General features: G+C 39.5%; 17 protein-coding genes. 3 read left to right on the forward strand and 14 right to left on the reverse strand.

Annotated elements, in window-relative coordinates:
* Positions 1-66: 66 nt before the first annotated feature.
* The 4 genes from lpxD to B3394_RS16195 form a co-directional block, all read right to left on the reverse strand.
* Positions 67-1,062 (reverse strand): UDP-3-O-(3-hydroxymyristoyl)glucosamine N-acyltransferase, encoded by a 996-nt coding sequence (gene lpxD, locus B3394_RS16180; protein ID WP_286927120.1) that lies wholly within the window; start codon positions 1,060-1,062, stop codon positions 67-69.
* Positions 1,063-1,472: 410 nt separating this feature from the next.
* Positions 1,473-1,844 carry a VOC family protein gene (locus tag B3394_RS16185; RefSeq protein WP_286927122.1) on the reverse strand — a complete coding sequence of 124 codons (372 nt, stop codon included), beginning with the start codon at positions 1,842-1,844 and terminating at the stop codon, positions 1,473-1,475.
* A gap of 71 nt (positions 1,845-1,915) precedes the next feature.
* Complete coding sequence (locus B3394_RS16190; protein ID WP_286927124.1) at positions 1,916-2,779, reverse strand: WG repeat-containing protein; 864 nt, start codon at positions 2,777-2,779, stop codon at positions 1,916-1,918.
* A gap of 54 nt (positions 2,780-2,833) precedes the next feature.
* Positions 2,834-3,394, reverse strand: a complete 561-nt coding sequence (locus tag B3394_RS16195) for a DUF6642 family protein (RefSeq protein WP_177734596.1) — start codon at positions 3,392-3,394, stop codon at positions 2,834-2,836.
* Positions 3,395-3,657: 263 nt separating this feature from the next.
* Here B3394_RS16195 and B3394_RS16200 point away from each other — a divergent pair, with 263 nt between their 5' ends.
* Together B3394_RS16200 and B3394_RS16205 are read left to right on the forward strand one after the other, a co-directional pair.
* Positions 3,658-4,515, forward strand: coding sequence for a helix-turn-helix domain-containing protein (locus B3394_RS16200; protein ID WP_286927126.1), 858 nt, complete (start codon positions 3,658-3,660; stop codon positions 4,513-4,515).
* A gap of 151 nt (positions 4,516-4,666) precedes the next feature.
* Positions 4,667-5,182 (forward strand): hypothetical protein, encoded by a 516-nt coding sequence (locus B3394_RS16205; RefSeq protein ID WP_286927127.1) that lies wholly within the window; start codon positions 4,667-4,669, stop codon positions 5,180-5,182.
* Between the two features lie 110 nt (positions 5,183-5,292).
* Here B3394_RS16205 and B3394_RS16210 read toward each other — a convergent pair whose 3' ends face one another.
* The 7 genes from B3394_RS16210 to B3394_RS16240 all read right to left on the reverse strand — a co-directional run bounded on the left by B3394_RS16210 (position 5,293) and on the right by B3394_RS16240 (position 10,604).
* Complete coding sequence (locus B3394_RS16210; RefSeq protein WP_286927129.1) at positions 5,293-6,063, reverse strand: T9SS type A sorting domain-containing protein; 771 nt, start codon at positions 6,061-6,063, stop codon at positions 5,293-5,295.
* Positions 6,064-6,072: 9 nt separating this feature from the next.
* Positions 6,073-6,597 carry an ankyrin repeat domain-containing protein gene (locus B3394_RS16215; protein ID WP_286927131.1) on the reverse strand — a complete coding sequence of 175 codons (525 nt, stop codon included), beginning with the start codon at positions 6,595-6,597 and terminating at the stop codon, positions 6,073-6,075.
* Between the two features lie 2 nt (positions 6,598-6,599).
* A complete protein-coding gene (locus B3394_RS16220) occupies positions 6,600-7,142 on the reverse strand; it encodes a YceI family protein (protein WP_286927133.1) in 543 nt (180 codons plus the stop codon).
* 12 nt (positions 7,143-7,154) lie between these two features.
* Positions 7,155-7,514 (reverse strand): cytochrome c, encoded by a 360-nt coding sequence (locus B3394_RS16225; RefSeq protein ID WP_286927135.1) that lies wholly within the window; start codon positions 7,512-7,514, stop codon positions 7,155-7,157.
* Position 7,515: 1 nt separating this feature from the next.
* The gene (locus B3394_RS16230; protein ID WP_286927459.1) at positions 7,516-8,361 is read right to left on the reverse strand and encodes a DUF5777 family beta-barrel protein; all 846 of its coding nucleotides are present in this window, start codon (positions 8,359-8,361) and stop codon (positions 7,516-7,518) included.
* A 2-nt stretch (positions 8,362-8,363) separates the two neighbouring features.
* On the reverse strand, positions 8,364-8,756 hold the full coding sequence (locus B3394_RS16235) for an OB-fold protein (RefSeq protein ID WP_286927136.1): 393 nt from the start codon (positions 8,754-8,756) through the stop codon (positions 8,364-8,366).
* A 240-nt stretch (positions 8,757-8,996) separates the two neighbouring features.
* Positions 8,997-10,604: a tetratricopeptide repeat protein gene (locus B3394_RS16240; protein ID WP_177734604.1), complete on the reverse strand. Its 1,608-nt coding sequence runs from the start codon at positions 10,602-10,604 to the stop codon at positions 8,997-8,999.
* 356 nt (positions 10,605-10,960) lie between these two features.
* On the opposite strand from B3394_RS16240, the gene B3394_RS16245 reads away from it, so the two are divergent.
* On the forward strand, positions 10,961-12,046 hold the full coding sequence (locus B3394_RS16245) for a serine hydrolase domain-containing protein (RefSeq protein WP_286927139.1): 1,086 nt from the start codon (positions 10,961-10,963) through the stop codon (positions 12,044-12,046).
* 154 nt (positions 12,047-12,200) lie between these two features.
* Here the strand turns inward: B3394_RS16245 and B3394_RS16250 are convergent, their stop codons facing one another.
* From B3394_RS16250 to B3394_RS16260, 3 genes are all read right to left on the reverse strand, one after another.
* The gene (locus tag B3394_RS16250; RefSeq protein ID WP_286927141.1) at positions 12,201-13,259 is read right to left on the reverse strand and encodes an alpha/beta hydrolase; all 1,059 of its coding nucleotides are present in this window, start codon (positions 13,257-13,259) and stop codon (positions 12,201-12,203) included.
* Positions 13,260-13,273: 14 nt separating this feature from the next.
* Positions 13,274-13,843: a sugar O-acetyltransferase gene (locus B3394_RS16255; RefSeq protein ID WP_177734607.1), complete on the reverse strand. Its 570-nt coding sequence runs from the start codon at positions 13,841-13,843 to the stop codon at positions 13,274-13,276.
* 100 nt (positions 13,844-13,943) lie between these two features.
* Positions 13,944-14,762, reverse strand: a complete 819-nt coding sequence (locus B3394_RS16260) for an AraC family transcriptional regulator (RefSeq protein WP_286927143.1) — start codon at positions 14,760-14,762, stop codon at positions 13,944-13,946.
* Between the last annotated feature and the right edge of the window lie 5 nt (positions 14,763-14,767).

The raw sequence follows: 14,767 nt of genomic DNA on the forward strand, positions 1-14,767 counted from the left end.
TGCCGGATTTTCACTAAAAAACAGCACGGAATAAGCCACTCCGGTTACCCATCATCAACAAGCCAGTTAACTGCACTGAGAGGCCATTTTTTTCAATATTGCCCACTGTTTCAGGGCTTTTCTGGCTTCAACCGCCGGATAGCCCAATACCGTTATTCCAGCTTCCACATCGCCGGTTACCCCGGAACCTGCTCCCACTACGGCACCATCTTTAATGGTAACATGGTCTTTTATCGAGGCACTGCCGCCAATAATCACACCATTGCCTAATGTTACGGAACCTGCCAGACCGCTATTGCCGGCCATGATACAGAATTTACCCAACACACTGTTATGCCCTATCTGTACTAAATTATCTATTTTACAGCCATCACCAATAATGGTTGAACTGAACTTCCCTCTGTCTACACAGGAACCGGAACCAATTTCGACACCATTGCCAATAACTACATTTCCGATTTGCGGAATTTTTACCAAACCACGCTCCGGACAGGCTCTGAAACCAAAACCGTCAGCTCCTATAGTCGCATTGGGATGCAGAATACAGCAAGCGCCAATATGACAACGCTCGCGGACAACCACTCCCGACCATATAATGGTTTGAGCACCAATGGTACATTCATCCAGGATGGTTACATTAGGATAAATCGTAACATTCTTACCTATAACAACGCCGGCACCAATATAGCAACCTGCCCCGACCTTTACTCCTTCTTCAAGAATGGCATCCGGGTGGATAACCGCTGTATCATGTATCGGATTGTCAAAAACCGGAGCCGATTTTGCAAAAAGCTCCAATACCTGCGACATGGCTAAATCGGCATTCTGAACTTTAATAAAAACACGGTTCTCGCCGGGCTCAATAGAAATTTCATTATTGACCACCGCTACAGAAGCTTTGGAAGCCATCCAGAATTTTTCATATTTTTTATGTCCGATAAACGATATCTGATTTTGATCAGCCAGTTCCAGCTGTTCGGGTGAGGAAATACTATGAGTGGTATCGCCTATGATACTTCCCCGAAGTACTGCATTGATTTCTTGTACGGAGTACGATTTCATAATTTGGAAAAATTAAATCTGCTTGTGCAGAATAGTAAAACAAATACTACATATTACTGTTTTCCAAATTAAATAAGTATAAGAGGAAGTCAATATTATCTGTGTGTATAACGCGTAAAGATATATTTTATTATAAAGGATTCACTATAATTTCTAAATTATTGCAACAAAAAGAACAAATCATTATCAATTATTTAAAATTTACCATTTCTTAATAGTAATTTTATTACTGATCGTAACCGTTACTGATTTACATTTCTTATAGACTTCTCCTGATAGCCATCCCTTTACAGCAGCAGCTTATCGTCCTTCCTGTGGGTTGTAAATTAAAAGTGTTTCCGGAAACAGACAAAGTACATTTTTCTATTCCCGGAAACACTTTTGTAGTTTTCGTTATATTCAGCCGGCGTTTAAATGTGCTGGTCCAGCAGCACGACATTGCCATCCGGATCCATTACCATCAGGCTGGCCGGTCCGGAAGTGTTTTCATCGGCTTCTGTCATTAACGCAATATTTTTGCTCTTTAGCTGCTTCTGAATAACGCGGATATCATCAAATTGTTCCATCGTATTCGCATTTTCATCCCAACCCGGGTTAAAAGTTAAAATATTACCTTCAAACATGCCCTGAAACAAACCGATCAGTGCATTCTCATTTTTCATGATAAGGTATTTTTTCTCCAGATCTCCGGCAAAAACCTTAAATCCCAGTTCTTCATAAAATTGTTTGGAAACAGTAATGTCTTTTACACTAAGACTCATTGAAAAGGCTCCTAATTTCATATCTTTATTTTTTAATGTTTATCACTAGTCTGTTATTCAAAAAATGGCATGATCCTATAATAGCTTCTTCATTATAACACATAGCTAATATAGTTTTTTTCCAAATCTACAGATGCTTGTGTAGCTGTTTTATCCGAATCTTCCTGTAGCAGTATTTTATCCTCATAAAAGCTCATCCGGTTATAGTGTACCGGTATTATAGTTTTGTTTTCAGAATCGACAATTCCCCATTTTCCGCCTTCAACAAACCAGGTTCCGTTATCATCCTGCACCTGCTCCAGATAGGTCATGGCGCCTCCTTTGTTCACTACAAAAACCTGTTCGTTTCTGGTACCGTAAATCCAGTCGTACTCAAATGGAATTTTAATTTTATGATCCGAATCCATAACACCCCATTTCCCGCCGGTTAGTGTATAATAATTTATAACCGACCGGAATTTATGTTCGTCTTCCGGTGTGTGCATTTCAAAATTGTCGCCTTTATAAAGAATATAATCCTTATTGTGAATACTGATCCATCCGTATCGGGCCGGTAGCCGCTGTTCCAGCTTAGCGTCAATCAAACCGAATTCTCCCGTCATTTCATTTTTGGGATCAAAATAAAAAGTATCAAAATCACTATCCGCTTCACTAAACAGATAATAATCCTGATTGCTGAAATAATCAAACCAGATGTATGAATAATGCAGCTCTTTTAAAAAGGAACCGTTTTTATCAAAACAATAATAAATGGTGTCCTTACTTTTAAAAAGCTCCTTTCTGCAAAAAAAGATACCGGTATTATTCCTGTAAATAATCTCTGCATAATCCGCCGGAATGATTGTTTCCAGGTCGTTCGAAAGAATGCCGAAGGTGTTGTTACGCCTTACCTTATAATGATTGGCGGTCTTTTCGTAACCATCAAAATCGGAAAGGTGCTGTTTTTTGTTATCCATCTTAGCGGTTAAAATTCATATTACGATACTTTCCAATAAAAATAAACAATTCCATTAGTAGTACAGCCTAAAATCGAGTAGTTTGCAAAGTGCATAATGCTTTTCATGCAATTCTTCCACGATTTCAGTTACATCATCTTCATCCTGACACAGACTAAAGAAAACATTGTCCAGTTTATCGCTTATCATTTTACTGAACTTTGTTCCATAACCCGAAACCGCTTTTGCCCTTGTAATGTCTAAAAAGTATTGGGCTTCTTCCTCACTTAAATCCAACGTCTTTGTATTGGCAAAATGTACGATCTTACCGGTCATTTTTCCTTCAAAGAGTTCTGCTATTTCTTCAAAACTATAGTAATAGTCGTTTAAGCAAATGTTGTTTCCGTCGCCCTGCATCACTAAATAAATGATTTCATAATCCTTAAAATAATGATCCTCATACAGCAGTGCATTCAGGCTTTCTTCCAGACCTTCAATAGTATCGCAGGTTTTGTGGATGCTGGCAATACCCTGCTCCAGCGCTAACTGTTCCAGACTTTTAAACACTGCTGTGGTCGTATCCGTTTCGACATCGGGAACCGCTTCGAGACAGAAAATAAATTTATCCTGATCCATGGAATTACATTTTTTTTTAGAATAATCGGAAATCAAACAAAAGTAGCAGGAAAATATAAATATAAAAAGTGCTTTCATTGCATAATACCGCCGTGACAGGTCCTTTTGCAATCCCGGATTTAAAATGAACCGTTGCTTTTTTTACTGTTAAAGCATGGAGCCATATCCGCATCATTAGCTATATTTGAATATCAATTAACGCCCCGAAAACAGCTGTTTCAAAAAGCTATTGAAGCAGTAATACAAATAAAGAAGTCTCCCGGATGAACAAAATTACGACCTACTCCCTTGAACATCACAAGAGTCTGTTTACTACCGCCAGCAATAAAGACGGCTATTTCTATATTCAGGCACAGGATCATCCTTATATTACCGAACCGTACCGGGCGGAAAGTTATGCGGTGGAGTTTCTGAGAAAAGGCAGTATCGTGATGCAGACCAGGCTTTCAAAAACGGTCATCCATGCACCGGCAATCATTACGTTAAGTCCGTCCGTTATCCGAAGCTTTAGCAAAGACAGTGAGGAAATCCTGATTGATATTATCTTTTTTAAAGCGCCGTTTTTTCTTGAAAGTCAGGTTAATATTTTTTTCCTGACCCAATTTGATTTTTTTGAAAATGACGCGATGCATGTATCAGCGCTCGACAAAACGGCTGTTACCAAATTTGAGCCTATTTTTAACCAGATCAAAGCCGCACTTAACGGTACATATCCCCACCAACCGGCTATTTTAAGGAGCTACCTGTATATCCTGATATACGAACTCGACACGCTAAAACAAAACATTCCGCATCATACGGCACAGAACCCGTTATTCGAAAAATTCAAAGCAATTCTTGCCAAGGAGTTCCTGGAACAACGCGCTGTCGGTTATTATGCCAACCGCCTGCATGTAACCCGTAAATACCTGTCGGAAGTCGTTAAGAAGAACAGCGGCAAAACGGCAAAGGACTGGATTGATGGTCTTATTATTCTGGAAGCAAAAGTATTGTTACAAAACAAATCCTTAACGATCAATCAGGTTAGTGACATCCTGAATTTTTCCAATCAATCGGTTTTCGGGAAATTTTTTAAGAAGCATACCGGTCTTTCTCCTTTAGCCTATCGCACGGAATCCTAATACCGCTTGACACTACCGCCTTTTTGACCAACATCCAGGCAATCCGGCTCTTTACAAACACGCCGGATAAATGCAGTTTTGTTACCTGATAATATATGCTGCAATGCCGCAATAAATGCCGGTTTAGCAGCGTAGCTCAATAGGAATAAATATGTCTAAAGTTGTAAAATTTGTCGTGCTATTAATCGAAAATGCGCTCTGGATGGAAAACAAAGCCATCGGTTTCTATACTGCTGTATTAGGGGACAAAGCATCCGGTGAAAAATATGTTACCGAAAATCTTTCCCATCAAAAGCTCATCAGGATACAGAATGATTTTTCGGTTGAAATGCTGATGGTTTATGAAGCGGAAACACCGCTATCGTTTATGAAGCTTAATTCTTCAAGGCTTTACAATCAAAATACCGGAGCGAATAAACCAATGGGTATTGAACAGGTTGTTTATTTCAATTCGGAAGAATTATCGCTGCTGCTTAAACGTGCCGAAGCGATTGCTGTTCAGCGAAAGCATGATCTGATCTGGATAAAGGTCTTTGAAAAAGACATGGTTTTAAAGGAAATACTACAGTCTTTTGACTACCGGGAATTCCATTTTGACGAACAGGCGAATGAGGACAATCAACACCAACAGCTTTATTTTAAGAAAGAACTTCTGTATAGCAGCTGATCCGTATAGCGGAAACGCCTGTTTCCGGAATTTTGAGTATTCCGGAAACAGGTGTACTGTTATTGATAACCTTCGCAGTACCAAATGGATTGATACGCTCAAAAAGTTGCTTATTTTTTGATCAGCTTTTCAAAAAAGGTCTGATTTTCAGCATTCTGAATTTCTATAAAATATAGCCCTGCCGGTAAAGCAGCAATGTTTAAGGCTTCTTTTTGGTTGGTGAATTTTGCCAATTGTTTTCCGTTTACATCATACACAATTACCGATTGAACAGCCTCGTTTGATTGGATCGAAAAAGTATTGTTTGCCGGATTTGGAAATAACGCCACTTTTGCCTTTTCAAATTCACCTACAGCCAAAGCGGTTGTAACTGGTACTCCAATCACATATCCTCTGTTTCCACCGCCATGGTAAGCCAGTGAAAAGCTTGCCGAACTCATTTTGGCAAACGCGAAATCAATCGTTCCGTTTTGATAGACAAATGTATAATCACCGGACGATCCGGTATTGAATGCACGGTTAGCCACGATGGTACGCGTTCCGGACGCTACGGTATTGGAAGTAACGTTCCAGTTATTGGTATCGGCTGTTGGCGCAGAACCAATGCCGTTGTGAACGGCATCAATCAGCGTTGTTCCGTTAAAGTAAACAACATCCTGGCCGGCTTCCATTCCCTGTCCCTGGCTAAATGCCCCGAATTGTAAGGCAAACCAGCGGTCAGACGGCCCGGTCAGCGTTAATGTCGCCGTGGAAGTAGTATTGTTCAAGTCCAGTCTGGCAGTCATTCCAGCCATTAAATTGACCACACCGGTAGATTTTGTCTGTGCGTAAGAACTTAGTGCGGAAATGCTCCAAAATAACAATAGTAGTGTTTTTTTCATTGTTGTATATTAGTTTTTAAATAGGTTAATGATTTCCTCGTTTTTAGTAAAAACCGCGTATTCAAACGGTGATTTGCCGCTGTTATCGGCCTGTTTTTTATCGGCTTTGAATTTTAGCAGCAGTTCCACCAGTTCTTTATTCTTAAATTGAATCGCATATAGCAAAGGCGTTACTCCGGACACATCGGCAAGATTCGGATTGGCTTTGTTCTCCAAAAGCAATCTGGTCAGCGCAACATTCCCTTTCATACAGGTTGCCGCCAGTGCCGAACCGTTTGCCGTGTTGAAATTTATGTTTTTCACTTTTGGAATCAGGTAAGCTGCAACGGCGTTATTACCTTTATAACAGGCCAGGATCAGCGGGGTAAATCCGCCCGGATTTACGGCATTTATCGTATCCTGTTTTTTAGCTTCCAGCAGTTTCATTTCTTCTACAGTACCAAATCGTGCGACATTAAAAACGTCTTTATTTTCTTTGTCCTGGGCATTTGTAAATGCCGAAACCAACAGGAAAAACAAGAGTATTCTTTTCATGGTTATTTGTTCATTAAGGGTAAATTATAAGTGACCTGAATTTTATCGGCCACTTTTTTGCGTACCAGACCCGGAATTTCTATTGCAAAATCTGCCGGCGTAACTTCAAAATTCCCTGCCAGGGTTATCGTATTGCCGGACCTTGTTATTTTTGCCGTGGTCGTAATTTTTCTGGTTTTACCGTGAAGGGTCAAATCACCGGAAATCCGGCAGCTTTTTGCATTTACCGTTTTTTCAAGATCAAAATCCTCGATTTTTCCTTTAAAGGTTGCTTTTGGAAATTTATCGGATTCCATATAGTTTTCATTAAAATGTTCTTCCATCAACGCCACTTTAAAGCGAAAACCCTTCATCAGCGCCAAAACGGCAACCTCTCCGGTGGAAGCTTCTAAAACGGCAGAAGTGTTTTTATTTTCGGCCGCAACTTCCTCAAACGAAGCTACAGAGGCTTCAAATTTTAAATTTCCTGTTTTGGTAATATACTTTTGTCCATAAAACGAAATGGAAGTCAGCAGCAAAAGCATTAAAAAAAAGTTCTTTTTCATCGTTACAAGTGTTTAGTTTTCTAATAAACCATCTGTTCCCCACTGGATAATCGTATTTATTTTATCCTGAGGCATTCTTCCGGTCTGGGGCATTTGTCCGGATTCCCCGTTTTGTCTTTGAATCCTGCTCACCAGGTTGGTTGTTTCAAAAGCTGCCTTTACTTCCGGGTAAGTTGTCATAGGGCGGAAAGAAGCGCTTCCGGCAGCGGAATGGCAGCTGATACAATTGGCATCAATGATTGCTTTCACCTGTGCCGTGTAGGTTACTTTTCCAACAATTACCGTATGTTCCTGAAGATCTTCGTAAGTATCCGAATCACAGCCGGTCAGCGAAAAGAGTATGATTGTTACGAACAGTGCTATTTTTTTCATCTTAAAAAACTCTATATAAATTAAATCCAAAAAAGAAATCTCCCTTACTCCAATTACCGGCTGCATTGGTCAGATAACCGCTTTCGGTCATGGACTGCGAATTGGTAAACAATAGTTGGAAAATATGACCGCCGGTCTCCACATCAAGGCCTACAGACAACGGATTGCTGTAAAAACCGGGTTTGTTGAAATTATAGGCATATTCCATATTAAGCGAAAGCCTTTTGGTTAGTTTCATTCTGCCTCCGGACGCAATAGAAAACTGGTTGTCGTTCTCAATTTCCGGATTGTATAAATTCCTGTGTATGAATGACGGCGCCAGCTCAACGGACAGTTTTTCGGAGATCTTTCTCGAAATCAGTAGCTGGTGGATAAATGCCAGTCGGTCTGAAAATTCAATTTTGGGATAGTCTTCTTTTTTCAGAAGGCTGTTAATATCAATGGTACTATAGCCTACCACTTCAAAAGGGAAAGCGTCATTTTGCCGTAACACCCTGTATTTTGCGCCCACTTCATACATTTTCGATAGCGTGTGGCGCGATCCACTAACAGAAAGCCAGTCGGTCACTCCATAAATCCCGCCTATTTTTGTAGTTGCATGGTCAAATCCGAAAAACTCCGAAATTCCATCTTTTACCGTTCCGAAGCGATGGGAAACCACAAAATAAAATTCTTTCTTGGCGGCCATTTTTGTAGACTGGAGCGTAATGATCTGCAAGCCTTTAAAGACCGCTGTAACATTGGTATTTTTTGCCTGAGTGGCATCCAGACCGGAAAGCAGGTCTTCCTGGGCATTTGCGACAAACCCGGAAAAAAGGGTCATCATAAGGAAATAAATAGGTTTCATGGTTATTCTAAAATTATGCATTGGTCAAATTTTACTTCGTTAAACATTTCATCAAAACCAATGCATCTTCCTTTAATCCTCACCTTGCCGTTTTGATTTTTGGGATTCACTTTTTTATCAAAACCACAAAAAACGGTACTGTCCAGCGTAATGGCTGAATCGGAGATTTCGGTAATCTTCCCTTCTATTTCAATGGTCTTGTTCAGGTATTTTTTATCCGATCCCGCTATATCCGATTTATATTGGCTGATCAGCCCGGAAGCGGGCAATACAAAAGCGGAAGTTTCCTGGCCAACATTCCGGCCTTCTTTATACAGTACCTTGTTGTAGATATAAAATGATCCGAAACCGAACAAAAGGATGATTCCGAAAATTGAAAGTCTTTTTTTATTCATCTTTAAAGGGCTTTGAAAATTGCTTTTGAAAAAGATGCTGCGCTTCTTACCAATAGCAATTCCCGGTAATTACATTCCTGATTTTAATACGGGTTCTTATTCCTTCCAAAGCAATGAACGCAATTAGAGGAACCGTTTCAAAATTATCAGGAAACAGCTGTAAAGCCACTAAAATCAAGGTAGACAAAAGGTAGACAAACCCGGAAATACCTGTAGAAATCAGGTAGACAATTCCGATTTTTATACCGAAAGAATAAAATTGGTCAGGTTATCGTCTGCATTCATCTGGAGTTTTTTGCGCAGGCGGTAACGGGCAGTTTTGACACTGTCGGGAGAAATATTCAGGATGGAAGCCATCTCTTTTATCGACAGGTTTAGTTTAATCAGTGCGCAAATTTTTAAATCGTTGGCACTGATTTCCGGATAGATTTGCTTTAAGCGGGTGTAGAAATTTTTGTTGATGCTTTCAAAATAAAGATTAAAATCCTCCCAGTTATTTTTTTGTTCAAAATGGCGGTTTACCATTTTTACGAGCTGCTGTTCCGACAAGGGCTGCTGCAGCTCAATAGTTGTTTTAATCTCGTTTAGCAATTCATTTTTCTGAAGCATCTGAAGCGTAATTGCGCTCAGCTGGCTTTCCTTGTGGTCCAGATCATTCTTAAACTGGATTTCTTTCAGTTCTTTTTGCTGTTCCAGTGCTTCCACTAAAGCTTCTTTTGTTTTGAGCAGCTGTTTATCGCGCTTGTTTCTGTTTTTCAGGTAGTAATATCCTGTTATAAAAACGACCAGCAGGACAACGATGCAAACCGCCAGTAAATAATTAGTCAGTCTTGCGATTTCCTTTTCCTGGGAAATTAAAGCCAGTTTTCTATTCTTTTCGGCTGTTTCAAATTGTACTTCAAGGCTCTTCCCTATTTTGGCTTTTTCCAGAGAATAGGATTCTTCTTTGATGGCCATTACCCTTTTTTGAAGTTTCGAAACTTCCGCAAAATGCTGCTGTTTTTCGTATAAGCCGATCAGCTGTTCGAGTGTTTTCATTTCGAACGTCTTGTCCGAAAGGGTAACCGCAATTTTATTGGCTTCCAGGAAATAATGCTGTGCTTCTTTCAGATTATTTGCGTTGCGGTACCATTTTCCCAAAGCATTTAAAGACGATACATGTGCCTGGTCATTTTCGGAACGGACAGCAACATCCAGCGCTTTTTTAAAATGTTGCAATGCTGCGCTGCTGTTTTGCTTTTTAAGTTCCAGTTCACCCATGCGGATATAAGTAGTGGGCAGATAGGCTACATTATCCGATTTTTCGAAATCCTCCAAGGCCAGTTTGTAAAAATAGGCTGCTGAATCGGAGATTTTCCCGGAATCGTATAAACTTCCAAGGGTTGTATAAGCCAGGCCTAAAGTGCCGCTTTTATCGTCATGATTGGTCAATATACTGACCACTTCCCGGCTAAGCGGAATGGCTTCCTTAAATTTTCCCTGGCGGGTATAAATCGTCCCGATCAGCTGCAGGCATTTGCTTCTGCCAATTTCAAATTTTACGGGATGTTTTTTTTCCAGACGGCTATAAATATTTAACGACTGCAACGCATAATGCAAGCCTTTTTCGAGGTTGGAACCATACGTACAAATTCCTAAATACAATAAGGATTCTGCTTTATCCTCATCACTTTTATCATCTTTTGCTTTTTCGTATGCCTGAAAAAAATAACGGAAGGCTTCGTCATCATTGTCTTTAACAAGTGCCGCCCACCCTTTTTGTAATAAAACATTTTTAGTAGGTTGTGCAACCATACTGACAGCAAAAAGAGTAATCAAAACAATCCCGAGAAGTTTTCGACCTGACATGAGCGCTTGTAATTTTTTCAGTAAAGATATGTATATTCATATATCTGACGGATTCCGGAAATCATAAAAATAACACCGTAAAAACAACAAAATATAGCTCATTATACAATACCGTTTTGCGTTTAATTCCAAATCTACCTTTAATATGGCTTTTAAAAAGCACACCGGTTACACGCCTAAACCTCATCATAAAACACTACAATACAACACTTTGTAATTACTCGTACTTGTTTTTTTAAAATATTCGTACTCCTTTTTTATAACAAATGCGTCCGACTACTTTTATTCGGTCGCATAGCGCTGATTTCTTCCACACATTTGTATCGAAATATTTTTTAACCTAAAAACACGATACTATGAAAACTTCATTACACTTTTTAGCAGTGCTATTATTAACAGGCACTTTTTCTTTCGGACAGGACATCTCCAAAAAAATTGATTCGATAATAAAGGATAATTATCAAAAAAATCCTGACGTAGGTATCAGTGTTGGTTTTATCAAGAACAATACGGAATACTATACTGCCTATGGCAATCTGAATGCCGAAAGCCCGATTGAAATTAATAAGAATTCTATATTTGAAATTGCCTCGATTACTAAAATTTTAACCTCAAATTTAATCGCACAGGCGGTTATTGATCATAAAATAAAAACAGATGATTATATCGACAGCTACCTTCCAAAAGAATATGTATTGCATAAAAATCTTAAAAACAGGATAAAGATTTCAGACTTGGCGTCTCATCAATCAGGTTTACCCGATATCGACTTTGGAAAGTTAATTGAATTAGATCCGCAACAGCCCGTAAATAGCGTAACCCAAAAAACACTGGCTACTATAATCAATAATTGCAGCGAACTTAAAGACTACGGCCGTTACCGTTATTCTACAATTGGATATACATTACTCGGACAAATCGTAGAAAAAGTGTATGGCAAAAGTTATGATGAAATTATCAGAGCCCGAATAATCGAGCCGCTACAAATGACCAATACCTTAACTAAAGATTTTAATGTCAAAAACCGCACAGTTGGCCATAATCCGAATGGCGGAACTCAGGAATTCATGAAATGGAATATTACAGCAGCAGCCGGATTAATAAAGTCCAGTGCTTCAGATATGGTTACGTTTTTAAAAGCGGCTTTAAATACCGAAAATACAATCGGTAAAGCGGCTCTGATTACCGAAAAGATTTTCTATAAAGATGAAAACCGGGAAATGGGATTGGGCACCAACATTCTAACAGATGATGCAAACACCATTTATTTAAAATCGGGTGATTCTATGGGGCAGTCTTCCATTATCTGCTACAACAGGGCTAAAAACTGGGGGATCATAATACTGCTGAACCAAAGAAATTCAAAAATGAGACAAAACCTGCTGAATAAAATTTATGACAACGTTCTGAAACATACAAAATCCGGAAGTATGGATTTATAAGCCGGTAAAAATATCCCCAAACAAAAAACTCCTTAAATACTTAAGGAGTTTTTTTGTGCGTGTCGGGAATTACAGCCGAACACCTGATTAATGTTTTAACCTTTATGGACATTCTTTAAGATAAATACTGTACCTGATTTTATTTGAAGTGCTGTTATTTCAAATTATTTTTGAAGAATAATTCCAGTTTCTCAAAAGGGATTACATCAATTTTATCATACAAATCCACGTGTACAGCATTAGGAATAATCATTAATTCTTTGGGTTCGGAAGCGGATGTAAAGATGTCCTCACTAAAATAACGGGAGTGTGCATTTTCACCTGCTATGATTAATACTGGCCGCGGGGAAATTTCTGTAATGTATGTCAGTATTGGCAAATTCATTAAAGAAAACGGACTGGTGATTGTCCAGGCACCGTTTGAATTGATTGAACGCGGGTGAAAGCCCCGTTTGGTTTTATAGTAATCAAAATAACTTTTTACAAATTCGGGTTCATCACCTTTCAGTTTCTCCGGATTTGGGCACTGCCCATAGGCCGGTTTTCCTTTCTCTGCGTCTCTCCAGCGTTGCGCGCTCATCTGCTCCAATGTTTTTGTACGCTCTGCTAAAGTTACTTTGTCGAAATAACCTTTAGATGCTGCTCGCGGTATATCATACATGCTTGTTGTGGCTACAGCTTTCACACGTTTGTCAACCGCAGTAGCGTTTAATGCAAATCCTCCAAAACCGCAAATACCAATGATCCCTATTTTGTTGCGGTCAATGTTTTTTTGAATGCCCAGAAAATCTACTGCGGCACTAAAATCTTCCGTATTAATATCGGACGATGCAATATTACGCGGCTCGCCACCACTCTCGCCTGTATAGGACGGATCAAAGGCCAGTGCTGCGAAGCCACGTTCCGCCATTTGATTCGCATACAGTCCTGATGATTGCTCTTTTACAGCACCAAAAGGCCCGCTGATGGCAAGTGCGGCTAACGGTTCTATATTGTTTTTTGGAAGGTATAAATCACCTGTAAGCTCAATCCCGTAACGGTTTTTAAATGTTACTTTTTGACGGGTTACCTTATCGCTCAATTTAAACGTATAGTGTTCATTTATATCCATTGCTGCTGTGTTACCGGTTTGTTTCTGCTGATCTGGTTTAGGTTTCTGGCAAGAGCCCAACATCAACAAGGCTGCTCCCAGTAGTAATACTGTTTTTTTCATTTTATTGCTATTGTTTAAATTGTCTTTATAATTTTTGCCGGTACTCCGCCCACAATTACATTATCCGGAACATCTTTAGTCACAACCGCACCGGCTGCAACAATGGAATTTTCGCCTATAGTAACCCCAGGTAATATCGTAGCTGCCGAGCCTATCCAGGCATTTTTCTTAATTAATATATGTCCCGGCACAAGGGAGTGCCTGTCTTGCGCCGATAAAGGATGTCCTTCTGAAAGCAGGCTGACCCTTGGGGCTATCTGTACATTGTCTTCAATAGTAATTCCTCCCAAATCCAAAAAGACGCAATCAAAATTGATAAATACATTTTTGCCTATTCTGGTGTTTTTGCCGTAGTTAATATATAGCGGGGTAAACACATCGGAAGTAACATCAATTTCATTTGCGGTGATAAGGCTTAACAAGCTCCTTATCTCAGACGGATCTGACGAAGCGTTCATCTGAAGGAGTATTTTCTTCGTTTCGAATGAAGCCTCACGGAGGCTGTGTATCTGAGGATCGTTTGACGGTATGGTTTCCCCGGCTTTTAGTCTTTCAAAGATACCGGTACCTGCTGTTTGTTCCATTATTGCTTTTTTGATATCAGCAAAATTAAAAAAGAAGCCCCGCAGTGGCTTTACTGCGGGGCTCAAATAACTTTTCTTAAAAGCTCAATCCTGTTACATTTCAGGCTTCTGTTGGAGGAAAACCATATTGTTTTTTAAATGCTGTTGAAAAATGAGAAGGATTTTTAAAACCAACTTCCACATACACATCCTGTACCTTTTTGCCTTCTTTAAGTTTGCCATAGGCAGCTTCCAAACGCCTTTTTATAAGCCATTTTTGAGGGCTTAGGTTACTTACTTTTTTAAAATCTCTTTTAAATGTTGCTAAGCTGCGTCCTGTATAGGCTGCAATTTGTTCCATAGTGAGATCATCAGCAAAGTTTTCATTCAGAAATTCCAGAATATCAATTTTCCACGGTTCAGTAAAGTCAAACAGTATCGGATAAAAGACTTCATTATTATTTAATAGGGCATAAATGCCTTCCAATAATTTCAAATGCACCACGCCTTCCGTTGGTTTTACATCTTCATCGAAGTAAGGTGTCAATGACTGAAACAGGCTTGTTATATCCGGACGCGGATTTACATTAAAAACAACTTCATCCGTTACTGCTACACCGGCCGGTATTTCGGACTTATTCATTTTACTGTAAAACTCCCGCAGGACATTTCTACTGAATGTAAGGGATATACCCTTATACAACTCATCACCGCTGCTGTTTTTATACATTACAAGACGATGGTCGCGACGGATCAGGACACACTCACCTGCCTGTATCCGGTATTTCTTATTTCCATTTTCGACAAGCTGTTCTCCGGAATATAAGTATACTAATACATGCTCAGGAGTAGCGTGGATGCATTTCTCACTCTCCTCTGCAAAACAGGACAAGAAAATTCCCGAGTAACTGATCGTCTTCAATTTATCATCTCTTTGCATAGCCG

Origin of the sequence: Flavobacterium sp. UBA4197 (assembly GCF_002379575.1) — a bacterium.
Lineage (GTDB): Bacteria > Bacteroidota > Bacteroidia > Flavobacteriales > Flavobacteriaceae > Flavobacterium > Flavobacterium inviolabile.